This is a genomic window from Nocardioides gilvus (assembly GCF_003194605.1).
GTDB classification, from domain to species: domain Bacteria; phylum Actinomycetota; class Actinomycetes; order Propionibacteriales; family Nocardioidaceae; genus Nocardioides; species Nocardioides gilvus.
The window spans coordinates 525429-549997 of sequence record NZ_QHKY01000002.1 but is presented as its reverse complement, the minus strand read 5'-3'; the positions used below and the strand labels follow the sequence as shown (position 1 = coordinate 549997).

At 67.9% G+C, this 24569-nt stretch carries 21 protein-coding genes and 2 tRNA genes; 20 read left to right on the top strand and 3 right to left on the bottom strand.

Features of this window, described 5'->3' with window-relative positions; all coding sequences use genetic code 11:
• Positions 1-492 precede the first annotated feature (492 nt).
• The 17 genes from dnaA to DNK52_RS07855 all read left to right on the top strand — a co-directional run bounded on the left by dnaA (position 493) and on the right by DNK52_RS07855 (position 18688).
• Positions 493-1983: a chromosomal replication initiator protein DnaA gene (gene dnaA / locus DNK52_RS07930; RefSeq protein WP_110240422.1), complete on the top strand. Its 1491-nt coding sequence runs from the start codon at positions 493-495 to the stop codon at positions 1981-1983.
• A gap of 396 nt (positions 1984-2379) precedes the next feature.
• Positions 2380-3504 (top strand): DNA polymerase III subunit beta, encoded by a 1125-nt coding sequence (gene dnaN / locus DNK52_RS07925; protein ID WP_110240421.1) that lies wholly within the window; start codon positions 2380-2382, stop codon positions 3502-3504.
• 37 nt (positions 3505-3541) lie between these two features.
• A complete protein-coding gene (gene gnd, locus DNK52_RS07920) occupies positions 3542-4537 on the top strand; it encodes a phosphogluconate dehydrogenase (NAD(+)-dependent, decarboxylating) (RefSeq protein ID WP_110240420.1) in 996 nt (331 codons plus the stop codon).
• 9 nt (positions 4538-4546) lie between these two features.
• Entirely contained in the window at positions 4547-5707 is a 1161-nt protein-coding gene (gene recF / locus DNK52_RS07915; protein ID WP_110240419.1) for a DNA replication/repair protein RecF, read from the top strand.
• Positions 5697-6284: a DciA family protein gene (locus DNK52_RS16285; protein WP_239455450.1), complete on the top strand. Its 588-nt coding sequence runs from the start codon at positions 5697-5699 to the stop codon at positions 6282-6284. The genes recF and DNK52_RS16285 overlap by 11 nt, the downstream gene beginning before the upstream one ends.
• 337 nt (positions 6285-6621) lie before the next feature.
• Entirely contained in the window at positions 6622-8718 is a 2097-nt protein-coding gene (gyrB, locus tag DNK52_RS07905) for a DNA topoisomerase (ATP-hydrolyzing) subunit B (RefSeq protein WP_110240646.1), read from the top strand.
• Positions 8719-8859: 141 nt separating this feature from the next.
• The gene (gene gyrA, locus DNK52_RS07900; RefSeq protein ID WP_110240645.1) at positions 8860-11442 is read left to right on the top strand and encodes a DNA gyrase subunit A; all 2583 of its coding nucleotides are present in this window, start codon (positions 8860-8862) and stop codon (positions 11440-11442) included.
• Positions 11442-11960, top strand: a complete 519-nt coding sequence (locus DNK52_RS07895; RefSeq protein WP_110240418.1) for a DUF3566 domain-containing protein — start codon at positions 11442-11444, stop codon at positions 11958-11960. Before gyrA ends, DNK52_RS07895 begins: the two co-directional genes overlap by 1 nt.
• 101 nt (positions 11961-12061) lie before the next feature.
• Positions 12062-12135, top strand: a tRNA-Ile gene (locus tag DNK52_RS07890).
• A 38-nt stretch (positions 12136-12173) separates the two neighbouring features.
• Positions 12174-12299, top strand: a complete 126-nt coding sequence (locus DNK52_RS16280; RefSeq protein WP_239455449.1) for a DLW-39 family protein — start codon at positions 12174-12176, stop codon at positions 12297-12299.
• A 19-nt stretch (positions 12300-12318) separates the two neighbouring features.
• Positions 12319-12391 (top strand) — tRNA-Ala (locus tag DNK52_RS07885).
• Positions 12392-12749: 358 nt separating this feature from the next.
• The gene (locus DNK52_RS07880; protein ID WP_162598686.1) at positions 12750-13982 is read left to right on the top strand and encodes an RCC1 domain-containing protein; all 1233 of its coding nucleotides are present in this window, start codon (positions 12750-12752) and stop codon (positions 13980-13982) included.
• 136 nt (positions 13983-14118) lie between these two features.
• Positions 14119-15831 (top strand): choice-of-anchor I family protein, encoded by a 1713-nt coding sequence (locus tag DNK52_RS07875; protein ID WP_110240416.1) that lies wholly within the window; start codon positions 14119-14121, stop codon positions 15829-15831.
• 173 nt (positions 15832-16004) lie between these two features.
• Complete coding sequence (locus DNK52_RS07870) at positions 16005-16610, top strand: hypothetical protein (RefSeq protein ID WP_162598685.1); 606 nt, start codon at positions 16005-16007, stop codon at positions 16608-16610.
• A gap of 33 nt (positions 16611-16643) precedes the next feature.
• Entirely contained in the window at positions 16644-17426 is a 783-nt protein-coding gene (locus tag DNK52_RS07865; RefSeq protein WP_162598684.1) for an SURF1 family protein, read from the top strand.
• A 9-nt stretch (positions 17427-17435) separates the two neighbouring features.
• Positions 17436-17846 carry a DUF3817 domain-containing protein gene (locus DNK52_RS07860; protein ID WP_204163435.1) on the top strand — a complete coding sequence of 137 codons (411 nt, stop codon included), beginning with the start codon at positions 17436-17438 and terminating at the stop codon, positions 17844-17846.
• Complete coding sequence (locus tag DNK52_RS07855) at positions 17846-18688, top strand: patatin-like phospholipase family protein (protein WP_239455448.1); 843 nt, start codon at positions 17846-17848, stop codon at positions 18686-18688. Before DNK52_RS07860 ends, DNK52_RS07855 begins: the two co-directional genes overlap by 1 nt.
• Before the next feature lie 67 nt (positions 18689-18755).
• On the opposite strand, the gene DNK52_RS07850 is transcribed toward DNK52_RS07855, so the two are convergent.
• Entirely contained in the window at positions 18756-19463 is a 708-nt protein-coding gene (locus DNK52_RS07850; protein ID WP_162598683.1) for a hypothetical protein, read from the bottom strand.
• A gap of 237 nt (positions 19464-19700) precedes the next feature.
• On the opposite strand from DNK52_RS07850, the gene DNK52_RS07845 reads away from it, so the two are divergent.
• Entirely contained in the window at positions 19701-20213 is a 513-nt protein-coding gene (locus DNK52_RS07845; protein ID WP_110240412.1) for a peptidylprolyl isomerase, read from the top strand.
• Between the two features lie 184 nt (positions 20214-20397).
• Positions 20398-21228: a rhomboid family intramembrane serine protease gene (locus DNK52_RS07840; RefSeq protein WP_110240642.1), complete on the top strand. Its 831-nt coding sequence runs from the start codon at positions 20398-20400 to the stop codon at positions 21226-21228.
• Positions 21229-21459: 231 nt separating this feature from the next.
• Here the strand turns inward: DNK52_RS07840 and DNK52_RS07835 are convergent, their stop codons facing one another.
• A complete protein-coding gene (locus tag DNK52_RS07835; protein ID WP_204163470.1) occupies positions 21460-21918 on the bottom strand; it encodes a cell division protein CrgA in 459 nt (152 codons plus the stop codon).
• Between the two features lie 64 nt (positions 21919-21982).
• On the opposite strand from DNK52_RS07835, the gene DNK52_RS07830 reads away from it, so the two are divergent.
• Positions 21983-22738, top strand: a complete 756-nt coding sequence (locus tag DNK52_RS07830) for a DUF881 domain-containing protein (RefSeq protein ID WP_239455447.1) — start codon at positions 21983-21985, stop codon at positions 22736-22738.
• Positions 22739-22756: 18 nt separating this feature from the next.
• Here the strand turns inward: DNK52_RS07830 and pknB are convergent, their stop codons facing one another.
• Positions 22757-24553 carry a Stk1 family PASTA domain-containing Ser/Thr kinase gene (gene pknB, locus DNK52_RS07825; RefSeq protein WP_204163434.1) on the bottom strand — a complete coding sequence of 599 codons (1797 nt, stop codon included), beginning with the start codon at positions 24551-24553 and terminating at the stop codon, positions 22757-22759.
• Positions 24554-24569 lie beyond the last annotated feature (16 nt).

Sequence of the window (24569 nt, the reverse complement as noted above, 5' to 3'; positions counted from 1 at the left end):
GTGCGGGTGTCCACTCCGGCGAAGGGATGCGCCACAGCTTTCGGCTGGCACCGCCCTTCCACGGCACACCCACTCGCTGGGTGAATTTCCGTGAACGTGCGGCGTCGGTCGACCACGAGCGGACCTCGGGTGACCTTGCAACGGTACGCGGAGCCCCTTTGCAGGGTCAAACCCGCGGTCCAGTGGGACGCGACACGCAGCAGGCTGCCCTGTGGACAACTGCTTGCCGCGACCCGCTCAAGGTTGTTACTTTCGTGGTCCGGGGCCGTGACTGGCCGGGGTTGAAAACCCCGTTGTGCACACCTATGTGACGCGCCTCACAATATGACTAAAATCGGCTCTGACCTGCGACTTCAGCATCCAGCGATGGCCTTTTCCGGTCCCCACGGAGGAGCTCGGCCCCGTGATTGGTTCAACATGCACAACCTGTGAATAAGGTTGTGGATGCAATGCGTTCAACCGGGGTCACAACACTTCGGCACCTACAGAAACATGGGGGAAGAAGTGGAGCACGACCAAGTGGATCTCAATACGGTGTGGCGCAGTGTGGTGGACCACCTGCAGCCCAATCAGAGAGCTTGGTTGCGGGCCAGTGAACCCGTCACCCTCCACGAGAACACCGCGATCATCGCGGTCCCCAACGACTTCACCCGCGGCCAACTCGAAGGTCGACTCCGGGCCCAGCTGGAAGAGACGCTGACCGACCGCTTCGGGCGCGAGATCAGGATCGCGGTGACGGTCAACCCGGCCCTGGAGCAGGATCCGACCCCGATGCCCACCATCGAGGAGTCCACCAGCTTCGCCAGCCCGGAGCAGGACTGGAACCGCGACAACGTCATCGAGATGACGCCGCCCCCGGCGTACGACGCCTATGACGACCGCGGTCCCTTCTCGACCTCTGCCTCGTCGGCGAACCAGGCGAACCAGATGCATCCGCCGTCCTCGCTCGAGACCAGGCTCAACCCCAAGTACACGTTCGACACCTTCGTCATCGGCTCCTCGAACCGGTTCCCCCACGCCGCCGCAGTGGCCGTGGCCGAGGCGCCGGGCAAGGCGTACAACCCACTGCTGATCTACGGCGAGTCAGGACTGGGCAAGACCCACCTGCTGCACGCGATCGGCCACTACGTGCGTTCCCTCTACTCCGGCGCCAAGGTGCGGTACGTCTCCTCGGAGGAGTTCACGAACGAGTTCATCAACGCGATCCGTGACGACCGCCAGGACCGGTTCAAGCGGCGGTACCGCGACGTCGACGTGCTGCTGATCGACGACATCCAGTTCCTGGAGGGCAAGACGCAGACGCAGGAGGAGTTCTTCCACACCTTCAACACGCTGCACAACGCCAACAAGCAGATCGTGCTGACCTCCGACCGTCCCCCCAAGCTCCTCGAGGCGCTCGAGGACAGGCTGCGCAACCGGTTCGAGTGGGGCCTGATCACCGACGTCCAGGCCCCCGACCTCGAGACCCGCATCGCGATCCTGCGCAAGAAGGCCGCGATGGACCGGCTCACCGCGCCGCCGGACGTGCTGGAGTTCATCGCATCGAAGATCCAGACCAACATCCGTGAGCTCGAGGGTGCGCTGATCCGGGTGACGGCGTTTGCGAACCTCAACCGCCAGGAGGTCGACATGACCCTGGCCGAGATCGTGCTCAAGGACCTGATCCCCGAAGGTGGCGAGCCGGAGATCACCTCACCGTTGATCATCGCCCAGACGGCGGCGTACTTCGGCGTCAGCATCGAGGACCTCTGCGGGCCCAGTCGCGGTCGCCACCTGGTGATGGCCCGCCAGATCGCGATGTACCTCTGCCGCGGTCTCACGTCCATGTCCCTGCCGCAGATCGGCAAGGAGTTCGGGCGCGACCACACGACCGTCATGTACGCCGACCGCAAGATCACCCAGCTCCTCGCCGAACGCCGCGCGGTCTTCAACCAGGTCAGCGAAGTCACCAGCCGTATCAAGATGCAGGCACGCCAGGGGTGAATCCCAACCCCTCGCAGCCTGTGAAATGGTTGTGCTCAACCTCGGCGCGTCGTGCACAGCCTTGTGCAGTTGGATCAGTGCGGACTCGGACAACTTCGGTCGCTGCACAGGGGCCCTTGGTCGTGCACAGGTGGCGTGCACACGTCATGCACCGGCTCCTAGCCAGTTGACCTGCAAGGATGCGGGTTATCCACAGTTTCAACAGGCCCTATGACAACCACTCATCCATCCATGACGAATCCCAGTTGAAAACCACTCGGCCCACGATCTGGGGAGAACCTCTCCAGCGCGTTGGTAAGTACATGGTTGTCATTCACGTCGGAGCGACAACCTGACCCGCCGCATGGCAGGATTCACCACCACTGCCTGCGAACAACAAGATCCGGAGGAACGAAGTTGAAGTTCCGCGTCGAACGCGACGTCTTCGCTGACGCCGTTGCGTGGGCTGCTCGCAGCCTGCCCGTGCGTCCCAGTGCTCCCGTCCTCGCTGGCCTCCTGATCGAGGCGAGCGCCGAGGGCCTGGTCCTCTCCGCCTTCGACTACGAGACCTCCGCCCGCGCCGAGTTGCGCGCCGACGTCGACAGCGACGGTCGGGTCCTGGTCAGTGGCCGACTCCTGGCCGACATCTGCCGCAGCCTTCCGCAGAAGCCCATCGACTTCGAACTGACCGGCCCCAAGCTGGAGCTCAAGTGCGGTTCTGGTCGTTTCAGCCTCCAGACGATGCCCGTCGAGGACTACCCGACGCTGCCGTCGGTGCCGCCCGCCAGTGGCGTCGTCAGTGGCGACGAGTTCGCGAACGCCGTCGCCCAGGCCGTCACCGCTGCCGGCCGCGACGACATGCTCCCGGTCCTGACCGGCGTACGCATCGAGATCGAGGGCGAACGCATGTCGTTGCTCGCGACCGACCGCTTCCGGCTCTCCCACCGCGAGCTGACCTGGCGTCCCGCCAACACCGACAGTTCGCTGGCCGCGCTCGTGCCCGCCAAGGTCCTCAGCGACACCGCGAAGAACCTGAACGGCGACGTCACCATCTCGATCTCTCCTGCCGGCGGCGACGGGATCATCGGTTTCGAGGGCTCCAGCCCCGACGGTCTGCGACGCACCACCACACGCCTCCTCGACGGTGACTTCCCCAAGGTGCGCAGCCTGTTCCCCTCCGAGCACCTCACGGTGGCGACGGTGAACAAGTCCGAGCTGATCGACACCGTCAAGCGCGTGGCCCTCGTCGCCGAGCGCAACACGGCGGTCCAGATGAAGTTCGGCGACGGCGAGATCATCCTGGACTCCCAGTCCGGCGACGAGGCCCAGGCCACCGAAGCTGTCTCGGCCGAGATCACCGGCGACGAGATCGTGACGGGCTTCAACCCGGCGTACCTGCTCGACGGCCTCAGCGCCCTGGCGGGGGAGAAGATCGACCTCTCCTTCACCCAGGCCAACAAGCCGGTCGTGATCTCCTCGACCGACGCCAGCGACTCCAACGCCTTCCGCTACCTGCTGATGCCCAGGCGCCTGCTCTCCTGAACGTCGACTCAACCACCACCCCACGGAGGATGAACTGATGGATCTCGGACTCGTCGGCCTCGGCAAGATGGGTGGGAACATGCGCGAACGGATCCGTCGCGCTGGACACACCGTGGTGGGATTCGACCGCAATCCGGACGTCAGTGACGTCGACTCCATCGAGTCGATGGTCGCTGCGTTGGGTGGCGACGACTCCCCCAAGGTCGTCTGGGTGATGGTGCCCGCAGGCGGTCCCACCCACGACACGATCAACCAGCTGGCCGAGTTGCTCTCCCCCGGCGACGTCGTCGTGGACGGAGGCAACTCGCGCTGGACCGACGACCAGGTCCACGCCGCGCTGCTGGCCGAGAAGAACATCGGCTACGTCGACTGCGGAGTCTCCGGCGGCGTCTGGGGCCTGGAGAACGGCTACGCACTCATGTACGGCGGCGAGGCCGACGACGTGGAGAAGGTGCAGCCGATCTTCGACGCGCTGCGGCCCGAGGGTGAGTTCGGAGCCGTGCACGCCGGCAAGGTGGGCGCCGGTCACTTCTCCAAGATGGTCCACAACGGCATCGAGTACGCGATCATGCAGTCGTACGCCGAGGGCTGGGAGCTGCTCGAGAAGGTCGACATGGTCGACAACGTGACCGAGGTCTTCCGCTCCTGGCGTGAGGGCACCGTGATCCGATCCTGGCTGCTCGACCTGATGGTCAACGCCCTCGACGACGACCCGGGCCTGGCCTCGATCCGCGGCTACGCCGAGGACTCGGGTGAAGGTCGCTGGACCGTGGAGGCAGCGATCGACAACGCCGTGGCGGTCCCCGCCATCACGGCCGCACTCTTCGCCCGCTTCGTCTCTCGTCAGGACGACTCCCCCGCGATGAAGGCGATCGCTGCGATGCGCAACCAGTTCGGGGGTCACGCCGTGCAGACCGAGGCCCCTGCCGGCGGCGACGTCGAGGGCAAGCAGGGTTCCGAGCAGGCCCCTGCGCAGGCTCCCGCGGCCCGTGAGGCTGGCGCAGGCACCGGCACCGAGACCGGGGAGAGCTAGGCAGCACGAGTGCACGTCCAGCATCTCCTGCTCCACAACTTCCGCTCCTACGCCGACGTCGACGTCAAACTCGAGCCCGGGGTCACGGCCTTCATCGGCCGCAACGGTCAGGGCAAGACCAACCTCGTCGAGGCGATCGACTACCTCTCGCGACTTGGTTCGCACCGGGTCGCGACCGACGCGCCGTTGATCCGAGCCGGTGCCGAGCAGGCGATCGTGCGTGCCGTCGTCGTCAAGGACCAGCGCCCCGCCACCCTCGAGGTCGAGCTCAACCAGGGCCGGGCCAATCGGGCTCGGATCAACCGCTCCGCCCTGCCGCGACCGCGTGAGCTCCTGGGCCTGGTGCGTACGGTCCTGTTCTCCCCCGAGGACCTCACGCTGGTCAAGGGCGACCCCAGCGACCGGCGCCGCTTCCTCGACGACCTGTTGGTGCTGCGTACGCCGCGCCTGGCCGGCGTACGAGCCGACTACGAGCGCGTCCTCAAGCAGCGCAACTCCCTGCTCAAGAGTGCGGGTGGCCGGCGCGGCAGCAGCACGAGCCGCGAGGGAGCGGTCGCGACGTTGTCGGTCTGGGACACGCACCTGGTCGACCTGGGCGCCGAGATCCTCGAGCAGCGACTGGACCTGGTCGACGCACTGGCTCCGTACGTCGGGAAGGCGTACGCCGCCGTGGCGAGAGGCGCGTCGCGCGACGACGCGGAGATCGACTACCGCGGCTCGATCGAGTTGCCCGGTGGCCCCGGGGAGCGGCCGAGTCGCGAGCAGTTGAGGCAGGTGCTGCTGCTCGAGCTGGAGGCCCGGCGCCGCGACGAGCTCGACCGTGGCGTCACCCTGGTCGGGCCCCACCGCGACGACCTCACCCTGACCCTGGGCAACGGCGAGTTGCGCCTGCCGGTGAAGGGGTACGCCTCGCACGGCGAATCGTGGTCCTTCGCGCTGGCTCTGAAGATCGCCTCCTACGACCTGTTGCGTTCGGAGGGGGATGACCCGATCCTGATCCTGGACGATGTCTTCGCCGAGCTCGACACCGAGCGGCGCCAGCAGTTGGCCGCTCTGGTGGCCGGCGCCGAACAGGTGCTGATCACCGCCGCGGTGGGTGAGGACGTGCCCGAGGCGTTGGCAGGCACCCGTTTCACCGTGGCCGAGGGAGAGGTGACCCGTGTCGACTGAACCAGACGACGCGAGCGCGACCACCGATGAGCCGACCGCCGCGGCAGCAGAAGACTCCCCTATCGAGCCTGCTTCGGACGGTCTCGACCTGGCGCGCGCCGCTGCCCGGGCGGCTGGTCGAGGGCCCGGCGGCTCCGCCAAGAAGTCGTACGCGGGTGGTGGTGGCTCCTTCAAGTCGCGGGCCCGCGGCCGCGCGCGGTACTCCGGCGCGCACCCTGACGACCGTGACCCCCAGGAGTTGGGGCCGATGCTGGAGCGCCTGGTCGTCAACCGCGGCTGGGAGATGGACCTGCGGGTGCAGGGGGTCTTCGGGCGCTGGGCCGAGCTGGTGGGTGCCGAGGTGGCCGACCACTGCACGCCTGAGGGGCTCGAGGACGCCAAGCTGGTCGTGCGCACCGACTCCACCGCCTGGGCCACCCAACTGCGGCTGCTCGCGCCGGCGATCGTGCGGCGTCTCAACGAGGAGCTGGGACACGGGACCGTGGTCCACATCGAGGTGTTGGGGCCGCACGGACCGTCGTGGAAGAAGGGCCTGCGCTCCTCAGGTGGGCGGGGACCGCGCGACACGTACGGCTGAGCGACAGGGTGCTCTTCGGATCGACCCCGGCCCGGTCGCCGGAATCGCGCTCTGGCGATCTGGGAGCCGTAGGGCCATGTGGGGAGTCATTCCACCCCCTGATCGGCCTGCAGAGGAGCCGTTCCGGAGCGCTTGAGGCCCTTCAAAGCAAATGGTCCCTCCACAGCTGAGCGCAGATCTGGGGAAAGTGCTGTTCGAGGCGCTAAACTGGTGGACGGGTCGCCGGCTCTTCATGCGGCGGCCTTGAACGTGTGCCACAGCGGTGCACCGGACGAGTGGAAAAGGACCTGCGTTGAGCGCTGAGACCCCGGCCGTAGAAGTCACCGAGACCGAGGAAGTGTCGACTCCCCAGGCCCCCGCCCCAGCGGCGAAGGTCAGCAACACCGCCAGCAACGGTGAGTACGACGCCTCCGCCATCCAGGTCCTCGAAGGCCTCGAAGCCGTCCGCAAGCGTCCCGGCATGTACATCGGCTCGACCGGCGAGCGTGGACTGCACCACCTGATCTGGGAGATCGTGGACAACGCGGTCGACGAAGCACTTGCCGGCCACTGCGACCGGATCACGGTGACGCTCCAGGCCGACGGCTCGGTCAGGGTCACCGACAACGGCCGAGGCATCCCCACCGGCACCGCCCCCGGCCAGGACATCCCGGCCGTGACGCTGGCGCTCACCGTCCTGCACGCCGGCGGCAAGTTCGGCGGTGGCGGCTACAAGGTCTCCGGTGGTCTGCACGGCGTCGGTGTCTCGGTCGTCAACGCGTTGTCGAGCCACCTGATCGTCGAGGTCAAGAACCGCGGCCACCTGTGGCGCCAGTCCTTCACCATCGGCGTCCCCGACGGTGAGCTGGAGCAGGTGCGCCCCCTCGAGGAGGGTGAGCGCAACGGCACCGCCGTCACCTGGTGGGCCTCGGAGGAGATCTTCGAGACCACTGACTACAACCTCGAGACGATCACCAACCGGATCCGCGAGATGGCCTTCCTCAACAAGGGTCTCGAGATCGTCGTCACCGACGAGCGCGAGAGCGCCGAGGAGTTGGCCGAGATCATCGAGGACGGTGTCGACGCCGTTGACACCAGCGGCAAGGACGCGATCCACCGCGCCGACCGGGGCGTCGAGCAGATCTTCAAGTACGACCGCGGCCTCGTCGACTACGTCGAGCACCTCAACCGCCGCAAGGACAAGGCCAACCCTTCGGTCATCTCCTTCGAGGCCGACTCGGCCGAGTTCGGCGCCAAGGGCGACGACCGGCACATGAGCCTCGAGGTGGCGATGCAGTGGAACACCACCTTCACCGAGTCGGTGCACACCTTCGCCAACACGATCAACACGGCCGAGGGCGGCACGCACGAAGAGGGCTTCCGCTCCGCGCTGACCTCCTTGGTCAATCACTGGGGTGAGGAGTGGGGCCTGATCAAGAAGAAGGAGGACCGGGTCTCCGGGGACGACATCCGTGAGGGCCTGACCGCCATCGTCTCGATCAAGATGGGCGACCCGCAGTTCGAGGGTCAGACCAAGACCAAGCTCGGCAACACCGAGGCCAAGGGCTTCACCCAGCGCGTGGTCAACGACCAGCTCGGTGCCTGGCTCGAGCAGAACCCGGCCGAGGGCAAGGACATCGTCCGCAAGGGTCAGGCGGCGGCGTCGGCCCGGATCGCGGCCCGCAAGGCTCGCGACCTGGCCCGCGGTCGCAAGGGCCTGCTCGGCGGCGGCGGTCTCCCGGGCAAGTTGGCCGACTGCCAGTCGACCAACGCGGCCGAGTGCGAGGTCTTCATCGTCGAGGGTGACTCCGCCGGTGGCTCGGCCAAGTCCGGCCGGGACCCGCGCATCCAGGCCATCCTCCCGATCCGCGGCAAGATCCTCAACGTCGAGAAGGCGCGCATCGACCGGGTCCTGGGCAACCAGGAGGTCCAGGCGATCATCTCTGCGCTCGGCACCGGCATCCACGAAGAGTTCGACATCGACAAGCTGCGCTACCACAAGGTCGTGCTGATGGCCGATGCCGACGTCGACGGCCACCACATCAACACCCTGTTGCTGACGCTGCTCTTCCGCTTCATGAAGCCGCTGATCGAGCAGGGCTACGTCTACATGGCCCAGCCCCCGCTCTTCCGCCTGCGCTGGAACAAGCCGCACGAGCACCAGTTCGTCTACTCCGACCTCGAGCGGGACGCCATGCAGCGCGAGGGTGAGGCGAAGGGGTGGAAGCTCCCCAAGGACAACCCGGTCCAGCGCTACAAGGGTCTCGGTGAGATGAACGCCGACGAGTTGTGGGAGACCACGATGAACCCGGACCAGCGCCTCATGCTGCGCGTCACCCTGGAGGACGCGGCTCGCGCCGACGAGATCTTCTCCATCCTCATGGGTGAGGACGTCGAGCAGCGCAGGAGCTTCATCCAGCGCAATGCCAAGGACGTTCGCTTCCTCGATATCTAAGTCTCTAAACCAGACCTTAGACATCGATAGACGACTTAAGAAAGAGTAATCGTGACTGAGAACAACGGCACCGACCTGGGTGGCGACGGAGGCCTCGGCTTCGGCGACGAGCGCATCCGCGAGATCGACCTGCAGGAGTCCATGAAGGCCTCCTACATCGACTACGCGATGGCGGTCATCGTCGGTCGTGCGCTCCCCGACGTACGGGACGGCCTCAAGCCCGTGCACCGTCGCGTGCTCTACGCGATGTACGACGGCGGCTACCGCCCCGACCGTGGCTTCTCCAAGTGCTCCCGCGTCGTCGGTGACGTGATGGGTCAGTACCACCCGCACGGTGACACCGCGATCTACGACACCTTGGTGCGTCTCGCCCAGCCGTGGGTGATGCGCGCGCCGCTGATCCACGGTCAGGGCAACTTCGGTTCGCCGGGCAACGACCCCGCGGCCGCCATGCGATACACCGAGTGCCGGATGGCCCCGCTGGCCCTCGAGATGGTCCGGGACATCGACAAGGACACCGTCAACTTCCAGCCCAACTACGACGGTCGCTCCTCGGAGCCGACGATCCTGCCGGCCCGGTTCCCCAACCTGTTGGTCAACGGCTCGGCCGGTATCGCGGTCGGCATGGCCACCTCGATCCCGCCGCACAACCTGCGCGAGGTCGCCGCGGGTGCCACCTGGGCCCTCGAGCACCCCGACGCCACCCGCGAGGAGCTCCAGGACGCGCTGCTCGAGCGGATCAAGGGGCCCGACTTCCCCAACGCCGCCATGATCGTGGGCCGCACCGGCATCGAGCAGGCCTACCGCACGGGTCGCGGTTCCATCCAGCAGCGTGCCGTCGTCGAGATCGACGAGGACGCCAAGGGGCGTACGTGTCTGGTCATCACCGAGCTGCCCTACATGGTCAACCCGGACAACCTGGCGCTGAAGATCGCCGAGCTCGCCGACTCCGGCCGGGTGCAGGGCATCTCCGACGTGCGTGACGACACCTCCTCGCGTACGGGCCAGCGCCTGGTCGTCGTGCTGAAGCGTGACGCGGTCGCGCGCGTGGTGCTCAACAACCTCTTCAAGCACACCGAGCTGCAGAGCAACTTCTCGGCCAACATGCTGGCCCTGGTCGACGGGGTGCCGCGCACCCTGACGATCGACCAGTTCATCTCCAACTGGGTGACCCACCAGATCGAGGTGATCGTCCGCAGGACCAAGTACCTGCTGGCCGACGCCGAGAAGCGCGCCCACATCTACCGCGGTCTGGCCAAGGCGCTCGACCAGCTCGACGAGGTCATTGCGCTCATCCGTCGCTCCCCCGAGGTCGACGATGCCCGCCAGGGCCTGATCGCGCTGCTCGACATCGACGAGGTCCAGGCCAACGCGATCCTCGACATGCAGCTGCGTCGTCTGGCTGCTCTCGAGCGTCAGAAGATCATCGACGAGTTGGCCAAGATCGAGATCGAGATCGCCGACCTGCTCGACATCCTCGCCGACGAGGCGCGTCAGCGCCGGATCGTGATCGAGGAGCTCGGTGAGATCGTCGACAAGTTCGGTGAGGACCGGCGTACGCAGATCATCGCCGCCGACGGTGACCTCTCGATGGAGGACCTGATCCCCGACGAGGACCTGGTCGTCTCGATCACCCGCGGCGGTTACGCCAAGCGCACCCGCGCCGACCAGTACCGCACGCAGAAGCGCGGCGGCAAGGGCGTGCGCGGTGCCACGCTGCGCGGCGACGACATCGTCGACCACTTCATCTCCACCACCAACCACCACTGGTTGCTCTTCTTCACCAGTGCCGGACGGGTCTACCGCACCAAGGCCTACAACCTGCCCGAAGCAGGTCGTGACGCCAAGGGCGGCCACGTCGCCGGGCTGCTCTCCTTCCAGCCGGACGAGAAGATCGCCCAGGTGCTGGCCATCCGTGACTACGAGCAGGCGCCCTACCTGGTGCTCGCCACTCGTCACGGCCTGGTCAAGAAGACGCGTCTGGGCGACTACAACAGCCCGCGCCAGGCTGGCGTGATCGCGATCAACTTCCGCCACGAGGACGACGAGCTGATCGGCGCCGAGTTGGTCGCGTCCGAGGACCACATCCTGCTGGTCTCCCGCAAGGGACAGTCCGTACGCTTCCCGGCCAGCGACGACCAGCTGCGTCCTATGGGCCGGGCCACCGGCGGCGTGACCGGCATGAAGTTCCGCGACGGTGATTCGCTGCTGTCGATGTCGGTGATCCGCGCGGCGCAGGTCGCGGCCGAGGTCGTCGAGGGTGAAGTCGTCGTTTCGCCCGAGGCGATGGAGGCGCTCAAGGAGACCGAGAGCGTCGAGCACGAGGACGCCGCGGAGGAGGTCGAGGAGCTCAAGCAGCAGTTCGTCTTCACGATCACCGACGGTGGCTTCGCCAAGCGGACGCCGATCCCCGAGTACCGCGTGCAGTCGCGCGGCGGCATCGGCATCAAGGCGATGAAGCTCGCTGACGAGGCACGTGGCGTGCTGGTCGGTGCCTTCATCGTCGAGGAGGGTGACGAGATCCTCTCGATCACCGCCAACGGCCAGGTCGTACGCTCCCCCATCAACGAGGACTTCCGTCCGACCGGCCGCTCCACGATGGGCGTGAAGTTCGTCTCGCCCAAGAAGGGTGACTCGGTCGCCGTGGTTGCCCGCTCGGTCGAGGCCAGCGATGATGGCGCGAACGAGGACGAGGCTGCCGAGACCCCTGAGGACGTATCCTGATGGCCAAGAGCACTGGACGCACGGACACCGCAGATGGCACCGCCGTACGCCCCGCCTTCGCCGCCCGCGTGAAGGAGACGCTCGTCAGGGCCGCCCAGGAGCACAGCGACACGGTCGCGCTCTCGTCGTCCAAGGCGGGCTCGAAGCAGCCTCGCCGGGCTCGGCTGCGCCTGACCCGGATCGACCCGGTCTCGGTGATGAAGACGTCGTTCCTGCTGTCCGTGGCGTTCGGTGTGGTGACCGTCATCGCCGTGCTCATCGTGTGGACGATCCTGGGGGCCGCAGGCCTGTGGGATGCGGTCAACACCACGGTCGCGACGGTGGTCACCAGCGGCGACCAGGCCAGTACGTTCGACATCCGCGACTACGTCGGCATGGGGCGCGTCCTGGGCTTCACCCTGGTGGTGGCGGTCATCGACGTGATCCTGCTGACCGCGATCGCGACGCTGGTGGCGTTCCTCTACAACATGGCGGCGGCGCTGCTCGGTGGCATCGAGGTCACGCTCGCCGACGATTGACAGCACCGACCCTCACCCGTTTTGTCGCCCGGCATGGTCGTCGGGTAACGTTTCGCCTCGGTCGTCACCCCGGTGACACCCTCGCTCGGTCCGCCGAGGGAGGGCCTATAGCTCAGACGGTTAGAGCGCTTCCCTGATAAGGAAGAGGTCACAGGTTCAAGTCCTGTTAGGCCCACAGATCGTGCTCCATCACTGCTGTTGACAGGGGAACCCGTGAAGAAGATCCTTCTGCTGGTCCTCGCCGCCGTCTCCGCGCTCTTCGCCAAGAAGAAGTTCGACCAGGGCAAGGCCGAACAGGCGCTCTGGACGGAGGCCACCGACAGGGTGGGCAAGGTCTGACGTACGACCGCGTGATCGCGGGGCCTTGGCGCAATTGGTAGCGCACCTGCTTTGCAAGCAGGGGGTTGGGGGTTCGAGTCCCCCAGGCTCCACTGAAAGACCTGGGGGCTCCACCCCGGGTCTTTCTTCATTTCGGGCCCTTTCGGGTCTAACCCCCCTGCCAACTCTGGTCGGGCTGTGGGGGACTGGTGGGGAAGCGACTTGGGTTGGCAACCTGCGCCGTGTGCCGAACCTCGATCGGCTGTCGCTGCCATTGCTGTCATTTCGGGTACGCATGCCTCGGTAGCGGTTTACGCTCTGTCCGCTCGTGCCAGGGATGTCTCGGGTGCGCGGCTAGTCATGAGGCCAGATCTGGGCCGATCCGCCACCCGTCTGGAGACCCTTGTGTCGACGCTTCACCCAGTCCCCACTGACCGTGAGCTGAACACCTCGGAAGCCACGGCGACAGGAATGCTCGGCGGGACCGGTCTCTCACGGCGCACCGTGATGGCTGGCGCGGCATGGTCCGGGCCAGTGATCGTGGTCGCCACCTCCGCACCGGCATTCGCCGTGTCCTCGACCAAGTCACTGACGGCCACGGCACCGGTGTCCGGCGACGTCTTCTGGGGCATGGCAGCCAGCACCCGCGTCTTCGGTACGGCTGTGTTCGAGGATGGTGCCCCTGTCGCTGGCGCAGAGGTGACGTTCACCCTGTCGGACTCAACCTGGCTGACGTCGGTCCCACTCAACGTGACCACCGACGGCACCGGTCTGGCGGTGGCCACACTGACGGCCGTCTCTGGTGTTCTCCCAGCCCCCGGGGCGATGACGGTCCTCACCGCGACTCACGGAGACCTCACTGTCACCTGGACCCTCAGCTATCGCCCATTCACCGCGCTGGCCACCGGTTGCATGGCCCGTCACGCGCTCGCAGTCGCCGACGGCAAGGTCTACTCCTGGGGTCAGAACAGCAGCGGAAAGCTCGGCGACGGCACCATCACCACCAAGGCCGCTCCGGTCGCGACCGTCCCCGGTGCCATCCCCTCCACCGTGAAGATCACCGCCGTTGCGACCGGTGGTACCCACAGCCTGGCCCTCGGCGACGACGGCCGGGTCTACGCCTGGGGTAGCAACGTCAGCGGTCAGCTCGGCAACGACTCCACCGCCACGAGCAGCCTCACCCCGGTCGCGACCGTGCTCGGGGCCACTCCCCCCGCCGTGAAGATCACCGCCATCGCCGCCGGCGCCAACCACAGCCTCGCGCTCGGCGACGACGGCAACGTCTATGCCTGGGGAGACAACACCCACGGTCGGCTCGGTGACGACACCACCGCGAAAAGGCTCACGCCAGTCGCGACCTTACGAGGGGCCATCCCCTCCACCGTCACGATCAACGCCATCGCAGCCGGCGAAACCCACAGCCTGGCCCTCGGCGACGACGGCAACGTCTATGCCTGGGGAAACAACCTCGCCGGACAACTCGGCACTGGGACCACTCGCGTCCCGGCCGCGGCATCACGCGGAGTCATCCCAGTCACCGTCACGATCACGGCCATCACTGCCACCCTGACAAACTCCTATGCGCTCACGAGCCAAGGTCTCGCCTACGCGTGGGGCTCTCGACTGACGGGCCAACTCGGCAACGGCACGCTCAACGGCTCCGTCTCGTCTCCCGTTCAAGTCACCCTCACTCCCCTCCCCTGAGGGCCTCGCAGCACCGCAGCGAGAAGTCGCCACGTCGTCGTGGACCGTTCACCGTGAGTTGGAGCAGAGGCTGCGTACGCCGCCCACACTGCTGGGCGGGCGCCAGCCCGACCTTCCACCTCCTCGAGGAGCACTCGTGCGTCGCACCGCTGTTGGTGCCGGCATCGCCGGCCTGTCCGTAGTTGCATCTCTGTTCGCCGGCGCGGCCACGGCCGGGATCGTTCCCCAGCCGGTCACCGACGGTCCGGGACCGCTGACCCTGAAGCCGCTCGGCAGCTACGAGACCGGTGTCTTCGAGGAGTCGGCAGCCGAGGTCGTCGCCTGGCACGCGCGCTCGAAGCGCATCCTCGTGGTCAACGCCGCCGACGCGAAGGTCGAGGTGCTCGACGGCTCCGACCCGAAGAAGCCACGCAAGCTGTTCGACCTGCAGACCACCGGGGTTCGGGCCGCCGACGGCTCGGTCGTCCCGGCCACCGCCGTCGCGAATTCCGTGGCCGTGCGCGCCGACGGACTGGGCGCTGTCGCGGTGGAGGCCACCCCCAAGACCGACCGGGGTTGGCTGGTCTTCTTCGACGCCAGGAGCAGGGGCGCTGAGCGTGGCAAGGCGCTGGGCGCGATCCGGATCGGCGCCCAACCCGACATGGTCACGATCACCCCCGACGGCAGACGGGCCGTGGTCGCCAACGAGGGCGAGCCGGCCCCTGACTACAGCGTCGACCCGCGCGGCTCCGTCTCCGTCGTCAAGCTCCCGAAGAAGGTCCGGGCGCCGCGCCAACGGGCCGCTCGCACAGCAGGCTTCGGCGCGTACGAGGGCAAGAAGCTGCCCAAGGGTGTCCGCGTCTTCGGTGGGCGTGAGGACGCTGGCACCGGCACGCCGAAGCGGACGGTCAGCGAGAACCTCGAGCCCGAGTACGTCGCCGTCGACGCTGCCTCGACGAAGGCGTACGTGACGCTCCAGGAGGCCAACGCCATCGCGGTCGTCGACCTCGAGCGCGCCAAGGTGGAGCGAATCTTCCCGCTCGGCACGGTCAACCACCGCAAGGTCAAGCTCGACGCCTCCGACCGCGACGGGCGCATCAACCGGCGCACCTGGCCGATCGACGCCTTCCGACTGCCCGACGCGATCTCCACCTTCGAGGTCGGGAAGCGTACGTACCTGATCACCGCCGACGAGGGCGACTCCCGCGACTGGGACGGCTACTCCGAGGAGGCCCGGGTCAAGGACCTCGGTGAGGACGGCCTGCCCCCGGTGTGCCAGTCGGTGGCCCGGCAGGCCGGGATGAGCGTCGAGGAGTTGCAGGCCGACGAGAACCTCGGCCGCTACAAGATCTCGCTGGCCCAGGGGCTGCGCGCCGACGGCAAGTGCTACCGGAAGCTGCGCGGCTTCGGCGGTCGCGGCTTCTCCATCTGGACCCCCGGCGGCAAGCTCGTCTCCAGCAGCAAGGGTGGCTTCGAGGCCACCATCGCCCGAGCCCTGCCCGAGGCGTTCAACTCCGACCACGCGGAGACGGCGTTCGACGGCCGCAGCGACGACAAGGGCCCGGAGCCGGAAGGCGTCACCGTCGGCCGGATCGGGAAGCGTACGTACGCCTTCATCGCCAACGAGCGGGTCGGCGGCGTGATGATCTACGACGTCAGCAAGCCGACCAGGCCGAAGTACGTCCGGTACGTCAACAACCGCGACGTCGCCCACTCGGGTGCCGAAGGTCTCGCTCGGGCCGGTGACCTCGGCCCTGAGGCCATCACCTTCGTCTCCCGCAGGGAGAGCCCGATCAAGCGTCCGCTGGTGATCGTCGGCAACGAGGTCTCCGGCACGACGACGGTGTACGGGGTGGGGCGGCTCCGCTGATCGCCCGACCCTCCGGGACGTCATCATGCGCGGTCGCTGGGACCCTCAGCCGTGATGACGTCCCGGGGGAGGGGCTCCCGGGCGTCATGCCCACGTAATCCGCGCTGGTCATCCGACGCAACACGACGCCTATATTCTCTCCCTGCTCGGCTCCTCTCCTCCCTCGGAGGCGGATGGCCCCGCAGCATCCTCGGGCTCGGGCCCGCCACACCCATCCTGAAGGACTGCGTCTGTTGCGCCCGAAGTACACCTCTGCTGCTCCGGTCTGCGCCCGGGCAGGTCGCCGGAAGACCCGTCGGGCGAAGCGGCGGGCCAGCGCGGTCGTGGCGATCGCTCTCCTCGCCCTCACCGCCGGTTGCGCCGAGGAGACGACGAAGAAGAAGGCATCCGGGCCTGAACCCACCGCCACGGCCACCCCGCTCCGGCTCGCAGCCCACAGTGGTCTCTGGACCACCGCCCAGGCCTGTGCCGCCATCACCCACGACGGCGCACAGGACCTGGCCACGGTCCTCTCCTTCATGGAGGCGCAGCCGCCCGACATGGACCACGTGGTCGCGGCGGAGGCGGTGGCCGACGACTTCCACGAGCTGGGTGCGGGCACGGAGGGGCCGCTCGGTGACCACCTCACCGACCTGGCCAGCGAGGTGCACGCGTTGATCGCGGAGCTCTGGGAGGCCGGAGACGACTGGGCCGTCGCCGACGCAACCTTCGACATGACCTACTTCGACGCCGCCGTCGTCGGCCTCGCCGAAGAGTGCCCCACACCTGCGGCACCCTGAGGTCCCCTGAGACCACCCACCTACACTCGTGGCGTGAAGCTCCCCGTCCTGCTGCGTCCCGTGGCTGTGGCGGCCCACCTCTTCGCGGTGTTCTGCGTAGGACTGGCGTGCGCACTGGGCTTCTGGCAGTTCGGTTCGTGGCAGGACCAGCGCGACGCCGCGGCTGCCAAGCACGTCGAACGTACGCCGGTGGCCCTGGCCGAGGCACTCGGCCCCGACCAACCGTTCCCCAAGTCGCAGGTCGGGCGCACGGTCACCCTCGACGGCACCTGGCTCACCACCTCGACCTTCTACGTCGACGACCGGGACCGTCGGGGGGAGACCGGCTACTGGGTGGTCACCCCCCTGGCCATCGCCGGTCCCGCAGACCGGTCGGACGACGTCCCTGCCCTGCTGGTCGTACGCGGTTGGGTGGCCAGGCTCGACCCGCGCCCCGAGGCCCCCACCGGGAAGGCCAGCCTCACCGCCTGGTTGCAGCCGCCGGAGGGCGCGGCGGGCCTCGTCGACCCGGACCGCAGCGACGACGTCATCCCTCAGATCCGGATGGCCGACGCCATCCAGCGCGTCGACCAGGACCTCTACGGTGCGTACGCCGTGGTCAAGGCCGACGCTGACCAGACCAACCCCGGCAACAGCGGCCTCGAACCCGTCGACCTCGACCAGGTCCCCGAGGTCGCCGCGACCACGGGTTGGCGCAACCTGCTCTACGGCGCCGAGTGGCTGATCTTCGCGGGTTTCGCGCTCTTCATCTGGATCCGTTGGTGCCTCGACGAGGTGCTGGCCCAGCGTGCGGTGGAGGTTGAGGACGCCGGGTAGCCTCAGGGTGTGAAGAAGGCCTTGATCCGCTACCGCGTGATGGCTTACGCGGTGGGTGTGCTCCTCATCGTGCTCTGCCTCATCGGCGTCCCGCTCTCCAACTTCGACGGGAGCCCGATGTGGATCGGTGACCGGATCCCGACGCCGAACTGGTTCGACGAGGGAAGCCGTGCCGACGACATCGGGGAGTTCATCACCGGAATCCTCGGCGTGCTGCACGGCTGGCTCTACGCGATCTTCCTGGTCCTCGCGTTCTTGCTGGCCCGGAAGGCGAAGTGGTCGATGGCGTTCACGCTCGGCATCCTCGCTGCGGGCACCATCCCGGTCGTCTCCTTCTGGGCCGAGCATCGAGCGACCCAGCGCCTCAAGGCCGACCACCCGGCCGAGTTCAGGACCCCCGAAACGGTCCGAGTGTCATAGTGCCGGCGAAGACAGCGTTCGTGCTCGGCGGCGGTGGCCTGCTCGGCGCCGTCGAGGTGGGCATGCTGCGGGCGCTCCTCGAGCGTGGCATCACCCCCGACCTGGTGCTCGGCACCAGCATCGGCGCGATCAACGGCGCCATGCTCGCCCACGACCCCACCCTCGAGGTCGTCGAGCGGATGACGTCGCTGTGGCGGGCCTCGACGCTGGCCCGCGAGATCTACGGGACCTCACCGCTGCGCACCGTGCGCCGAGCCGTCAGCTCCGGCACCCACGTCTACGACTCCGCCCCCATCAAGCAACTGATGCGCGACGAGCTGGGCGACGCCCACTTCAGCGACCTGAAGGTGCCGTTCCAGGTCTGCGCCGCCAGCATCGAGCGCTCCGCCGAGCACTGGTTCTCCGAGGGCCCCGTGGTCGAGGCCGTGGTGGCGAGCGCGGCGGTCCCGGGCCTGCTGCCCCCGGCGAAGGTGGGCGACGAACACTTCCTCGACGGCGGCATCGTCAACTCGATCCCGGTCGGCCGGGCGGCGGCGCTCGGCGCGACGCGGATCTTCGTGCTGCAGGTGGGCCGGATCGATCGTCCGCTCACGGTGCCGAGCAAGCCGTGGGAGGTGGCGCGGGTCTCCTTCGAGATCGCACGGCGCCACCGTTTCGTACGCGAGATGGCTGAGCTGCCCGACGACGTCGAGGCGCACGTACTGCCCACGGCCGGTACGTCGTCACGTGACGACTCGCTCATGGCCCACCGCGACTTCGCGGGCGTGGAGGACAAGATCGAGGCGACCTACCTGGCCTCGCTCATCCACCTGGACCGGTTGGGGATCGGCACCCGACCCTGACGCCTCACCAGCTCAAACGAGCTGATGAGGGCGTCAGTGACCGGTGCCGTCCTTGCCGAACTGTTGGTCAGATGCGGCCGTTGTTGCCCCGGCCGCCGTCCGCCTCGTCCTGAGCGGTGATGTCCTCGAGGTCCTCGACGGCCTCGGCAGAGCGCGGAGCCACCTCCTGGGGGCCCGCGGGGACGTCGACCACGTCGGCCGGGTCGTCGGGCGTGGTCACTGCGTGCGGGGTGTCGGTGGCATCCGACAGGGCCTCAGCGGGGTCAGCGCCTGCTGCGTCGTCAGCGGGGCGCGCCGACGCGGGGCGCGGTGCCGGCGGCGTGGGCGAGGTGGCGCTCTGCCACTTGGCGGCCTCGCGGCTGTCGCTGAACTTCTTCGCGACCACGCCGACGACGGCGAGCAGGCCGGAGAAGAGCAGGATCTTGCGCAACTTGCCGCCCTTCTTCTTGGCGGGCTGCTCCTTGAGCGCGGCAGCGTGCTCCTCGGCGAAGTGCTGGGTGCTCTCGGCCGCGTGGGCGGCGACGTCGAGCGCGTGCGCGAGCGCACCGGTTGCGGCAACCCTGCCCTGGGCCACCAGCGGAGCGGCGGCGACCTTGCCCTTGGTGATCTTCTCACCGGCGGCGACCTTGCCCTGGGCGATCAGCGGGGCGGCCTGGTGGACCCCCTCCTGGGCGCGCTCGACGGCGTGGTCGAACGCGGCTTCGACCTGCGGGAGCACCTGGTCGGCGACCTCCGTTGCCTTCTCGATCAGATTCTTCTGCTTGCGCACACCCATGGTCATTCCCTTCGTGAGGTTTGGTCCTCCATCTCACCATGCAGGGCAAACCGACTGCCAGAGTCGGCCCGCCCCCCGGCGGTGCACTCACCATGCCCACTACGGGCCCGGTTCATGCATGGTGGGCCCAGAGAGGGTGACCAGAGAGGGTGACCAGACAGGGTGACTGCGCAGGGCGCGCCCGGGTGCGTGGGAGGATCGGGGCATCCGTGTCCAACCGATCGAGAGGCGACCTCCATGGGCGACCTGCAGGCAACCCTGAAGACCAACAAGGGCGACATCGTCATCAACCTGTTCCCGAACCACGCTCCCGAGACGGTCGACAACTTCGTCGGTCTCGCCGAGGGCACCAAGGAGTACAAGGACGACGCCGGTCGCTCCGGCGTGAAGTACTACGACGGCCTCGGCTTCCACCGCGTCATCGCCGGCTTCATGCTCCAGGGCGGCTGCCCGCTGGGCACCGGCACCGGCGGCCCCGGCTACACCTTCAAGGACGAGCCGCACCCCGAGCTCGTCTTCGACAAGCCGTACCTGCTCGCCATGGCCAACGCCGGCCCCGGCACCAACGGCTCGCAGTTCTTCGTCACGACGGCCCCGACCACGTGGCTGAACTTCAAGCACACCATCTTCGGTGAGGTCGCCGACCAGGCCTCGCGCGACGTCGTCGACGCGATCGACAAGGTCAAGACTGACGGCCGTGACAAGCCGCTCGAGCCGGTCGTCATCGAGTCCGTCGAGATCACCCGCTGATCCACCCCGAGGGCTTCGAGGAGACCTTGCGTTGAACGATCCCACCTCCGACGACCGTTCCGGTCGGTCGCAGCCCTCGGACAAGCCTGACTCGCCGTCCGGAGTGCCGCAGTGCTACCGGCACTCCGGACGCGAGACATACATCAAGTGTCAGCGGTGCGAGCGGCCGATCTGCCCTGACTGCATGCGCGACGCCTCCGTGGGCTTCCAGTGCCCCGACTGCGTCGCGCGGGGCGCCAAGGAGACCCGCAGCGGTCAGAACGCGTACGGGGGCAAGCGCTCCGCCGACCCGCGGCTGACCACCTTCGTCCTGATCGGGCTCAACGCCCTGGTCTGGTTGGCGATCACCCTCACCGGCGGGCGGTCGTCGGCGTTGGCCGAGAAGTTGATGCTCAGCCCCGCGGGGCGCTGCGTCGCCGACGACGGTGCGGGCTGGTTCCCCGGGGTCGACACGGCTGCCCTCTGTGCGACCGTGCCCGACGCCGTGTGGGCGAGCAGCGTCGCCGACGGCGCCTGGTGGCAGGTGCTGACCAGCGGCTTCACCCACCTCGAGATCATCCACATCGCCCTCAACATGATCGGGCTGTGGTTCGTCGGCCCAGTGATCGAACAGGCCATCGGGCGGATCCGCTTCCTGGGGGTCTACTTCCTCTCGCTCTTCGCCGGAAGCGCCTCCGTGCTCTGGCTGGCCGACCCGCAGAGCTCGACCCTGGGGGCGTCGGGGGCGCTGTGGGGTCTGATCGGCGCGATGCTGCTGCTCGCGTGGCGGGTGGGGGGCAACGTACGCCAGTTGCTGATCCTGCTGGCCGTGAACGCAGTCTTCACCTTCACCTTCCCCGGGATCTCCTGGCAGGGGCACTTCGGCGGGCTGGCCGGGGGACTCCTCGCCGTCGCCGTGGTGATCTACGCGCCCAAGGGGCCGCACCGCTCGCGCTGGCAGGTGGTGGGCTTCGTCGGTCTCGGCGTCCTGATCGCCGTGGCCCTCGCGGTACGCACGCTGATCCTGGTCGGCTGAGGCCCTCCGAAACCTGACCGCTCTCCACTCGTCGTCATCCACAGACGGGGGATAACCTGTGGATAACTACAGCCTTGTAATTCATCCCCAGCCTTCTCCCCAGCTGTGGAGACGGCACGCGGTGCAGAGCCATGCCTGTGGACAACTCGCGGCACCGCACATGACGAAGGCCGCCTCCCCGAGGGGAAGGCGGCCTTCGTCGTACGTCTCAGTGGCAGGTGAGGCTGCTGCTCACTCCCAGCGGGTGGCGAAGGAGAAACCGACGGCCATGAAGCCGATGCCGACCACGAGGTTGTAGTTGCCGAGGTCGTTGAAGACCCAGAGCGACTCCAGGTCGTTGGCGAAGACGTAGAAGACACAGATCCAGAGCAGGCCGATGAGGAAGCAACCGAGCATCCCGACCACCACGCCCCGACCGCGGCCCAGAGGCGTCGAGGGGTGTGCGGCGATGCTGAGGCCGACCATCAGCAGCCCGAAGCCGATGAGGTAATTCCACTTGGCCAGGTCCGCGATGAACTTGGGTCCTGACGCCTCCTCGACCGGGAAGGCCGACGGGTCGGGACGCACGCCCGCGTAGTAGTAGGCGATCCAAGCGATGCCGAGCACCACCAGGAGCAAGGCGATGATGAACCGGATCGAGAAGATACGGGCACGGTCTTCGACCAGCGATCCGTTCTTGGCCTTGGACACGTGGGTCCTCCTCGTGGAGTGTGTGAGACGTCGCGCATTGGTGCGCTCGGCTAGCGTAGTCGTCGTGACGCAGTCTTCCCACGCATCCCCCCGGCGCCGTGTCTGGCGCATCGGGACGCCCGTGGTGTTCCTGCTCAGCGGCGCCCTCTTCATGGTCAGCGCACAGAACAGTGAGGGCACCGACCTGCGTCCCTCCCGCTACACCGACATCGCCTCGATCGTGGAGGCGGAGTCGGAGGAGCTGAACGTGCTCAACGCCCGCGCCGCCGCTCTCGATGCCGAGGTCGCCGCTCTCTCCGCCGACATCGGTGACCGTCAGGTCAACCGCTACAACCGACGGATCGCCCGCCTCGAGGACCCGGCCGGCATGACGCCCGTCTCCGGCGCCGGCGTCACCGTCACGCTCACCGATGCCTCCGAGGAGCTGCTCAACGAGGCCACGACCTCGGAGGAGCTCAACCAGATGGTCGTGCACCAGCAGGACATCCAGGCCGTGGTCAACGCGATGTGGCGCGGCGGCGCCGACGCCGTCACCATCCAGGGCCAGCGGGTCATCTCCACCACCGGCATCAAGTGCAGCGGCAACACCGTGCAGCTGCAGGGCCAGCCCTACTCGCCTCCGTACGTCATCACCGCCGTCGGCGACCAGCTCGCGATCTTCGACGAGATCCAGCGCGACGACTACCTCAACGTCTACCGCACCGCCGCGGCCGACCCCTCGGTGGCCGTCGGCTGGCAGTTGGGGCTCGAGGAGTTCGTCACCGCTCCCGCGTACGACGGCGTCCCCAACCTGTCGTACGCGGTGCCGCTTCCGTCCTGAGCGTCGTCCGTCGGACCTCTAGTCCTGGCCCGGCGGACCGTCGCCCGAGGGCCCGCGCCCGGACGTGCCCGGTGTGCCCGGTGTGCCCGGAGTACCCGGAGTCGTGGGAGTGCCCGGCGCGGGAGACTCGCTCGCCGCTGGCGCCTCGTAGCTCGACACCTGGATGGTGACCGTGCTCTCCGAGGGGGCGTCGCGGCCGGCCTGCGGGCTCTGGCGGATCACCGTGCCCTTGGGCTCGGTGGTGTCACTCGACGGCACCACGTCGACCTCGAAGCCGGCCTTGTTGAGTGCCTCGATGGCCTTGTCCTCCATCATCCCGACGACATCGGGGATGCTCTCCGGACCGTCGGAGACGACGAGGGTGACGACCGTGTTCTCGGGGACCTCCTTGCTGGTCACCGGATCGGTCTTGATCACCTGGTCCTTGGGCTCGTCGGACTCCGCGACTCTCTTGCGGAACCTGAGGTTGCGGTCCTCGAGCAGATCACGGGCGGTCTCCAGGTCGAGGCCGACCAGGAAGGGCACCTCGACCAACGGCGCCCCCGTGGAGACCACCAGGTTGATCGTCGTGCCCGGATCGACGTAGACGTCGTTGGGTTCGTACCGGATCACCGTGTCGGCCGCCGAGTCGTTGGAGGCTTCGTAGTCGACCCGACCCACCTTGAGCTCGGCGGCACCGATCTCGCTGCGGGCCTCGCTCTCGGTCAGTCCGATCAGGCTGGGCACCCGCACCGTGTCGTCGGCCGCCTCGAACATGCGGGGGAGGAGGAAGACCGCAGCGGTCACGAGCACCAGGACGAGACCGAGGACGACGAAGAGCAGGCCGTTGCGGTTCCGGTGGTCGTCCCGGGCCGCCGGGCGGGGGTTGGTCGCTGGCCCGGAGGAGACGATGGGACTGGCGACGGCCGGGGCGACCGCGGTCTGCGAGGTGGCCGGCGGCTGGGGGGTGGGGGCGGCGAAGACGGCTTGTCCCGCGAGGTGGCGCTCGATGTCCTGGCGCATCGCGGCGGCGCTCTGGTAGCGGTCCTCGACCCGCTTGGCCAGGGCCTTGAGGACGATCGCGTCGATCTCCGGCGGCAGGTCCTCGTCGTGCTCCGACGGGGGGACGACCGGTTCGCGCACGTGCTGGTAGGCCACCGAGACCGGGCTGTCGCCGACGAACGGCGGACGGCCGGTGAGCAGCTCGTAGAGCAGGCAGCCGGTGGAGTAGACGTCGGAGCGTGAGTCCACGGTCTCGCCGCGGGCCTGCTCGGGGGAGAGGTACTGGGCGGTGCCGACGACGGCTGCCGTCTGGGTCATCGTGCTGGAGGCGTCGGAGACGGCTCGGGCGATGCCGAAGTCCATGACCTTCACGTCACCCGAAGGGGTGAGCATGACGTTGGCCGGCTTGATGTCGCGGTGGATGATCCCGCTGCGGTGGCTGTAGTCCAGGGCCGCCAGCACGCCACTGGTGATCTCCAGGGCGCGCTCGGGCAGGATCTTGCGCCCTTCGCGCAGCACGTCACGCAGGGTGCGGCCGGCGACGTACTCCATGACGATGTAGGGCTGGGCGACGCCGCCCTCGCTGTCGTTCCACTCCTCGCCCGTGTCGTAGACCGACACGATGGAGGGGTGGTTGAGGGAGGCCGACGACTGGGCCTCGCGCCGGAACCGAGCCTGGAAGGTTGCATCGGTGGCGAGGTCCGTACGGAGTCGCTTGACTGCCACCGTGCGGCCCAGGCGGGTGTCGACCCCCTTGCGTACCTCGGCCATGCCGCCACGCCCCAGCATCTCGCCGAGTTCGTAGCGACCGCCGACCGTCGTCGGCTCGGACATGCTCATCTCAGGCCTT

Coding starts and splice junctions, on each gene's coding strand:
- dnaA (WP_110240422.1), top strand. CDS start 493: ATGGGGGAAGAAGTGGAGCACGACCAAGTGGATCTCAATACGGTGTGG.
- gnd (WP_110240420.1), top strand. CDS start 3,542: ATGGATCTCGGACTCGTCGGCCTCGGCAAGATGGGTGGGAACATGCGC.
- gyrA (WP_110240645.1), top strand. CDS start 8,860: ATGAAGGCCTCCTACATCGACTACGCGATGGCGGTCATCGTCGGTCGT.
- DNK52_RS07895 (WP_110240418.1), top strand. CDS start 11,442: ATGGCCAAGAGCACTGGACGCACGGACACCGCAGATGGCACCGCCGTA.
- DNK52_RS07880 (WP_162598686.1), top strand. CDS start 12,750: ATGCTCGGCGGGACCGGTCTCTCACGGCGCACCGTGATGGCTGGCGCG.
- DNK52_RS07870 (WP_162598685.1), top strand. CDS start 16,005: ATGGCCCCGCAGCATCCTCGGGCTCGGGCCCGCCACACCCATCCTGAA.
- DNK52_RS07850 (WP_162598683.1), bottom strand. CDS start 19,463: ATGGGTGTGCGCAAGCAGAAGAATCTGATCGAGAAGGCAACGGAGGTC.
- DNK52_RS07845 (WP_110240412.1), top strand. CDS start 19,701: ATGGGCGACCTGCAGGCAACCCTGAAGACCAACAAGGGCGACATCGTC.
- DNK52_RS07840 (WP_110240642.1), top strand. CDS start 20,398: ATGCGCGACGCCTCCGTGGGCTTCCAGTGCCCCGACTGCGTCGCGCGG.
- pknB (WP_204163434.1), bottom strand. CDS start 24,553: ATGTCCGAGCCGACGACGGTCGGCGGTCGCTACGAACTCGGCGAGATG.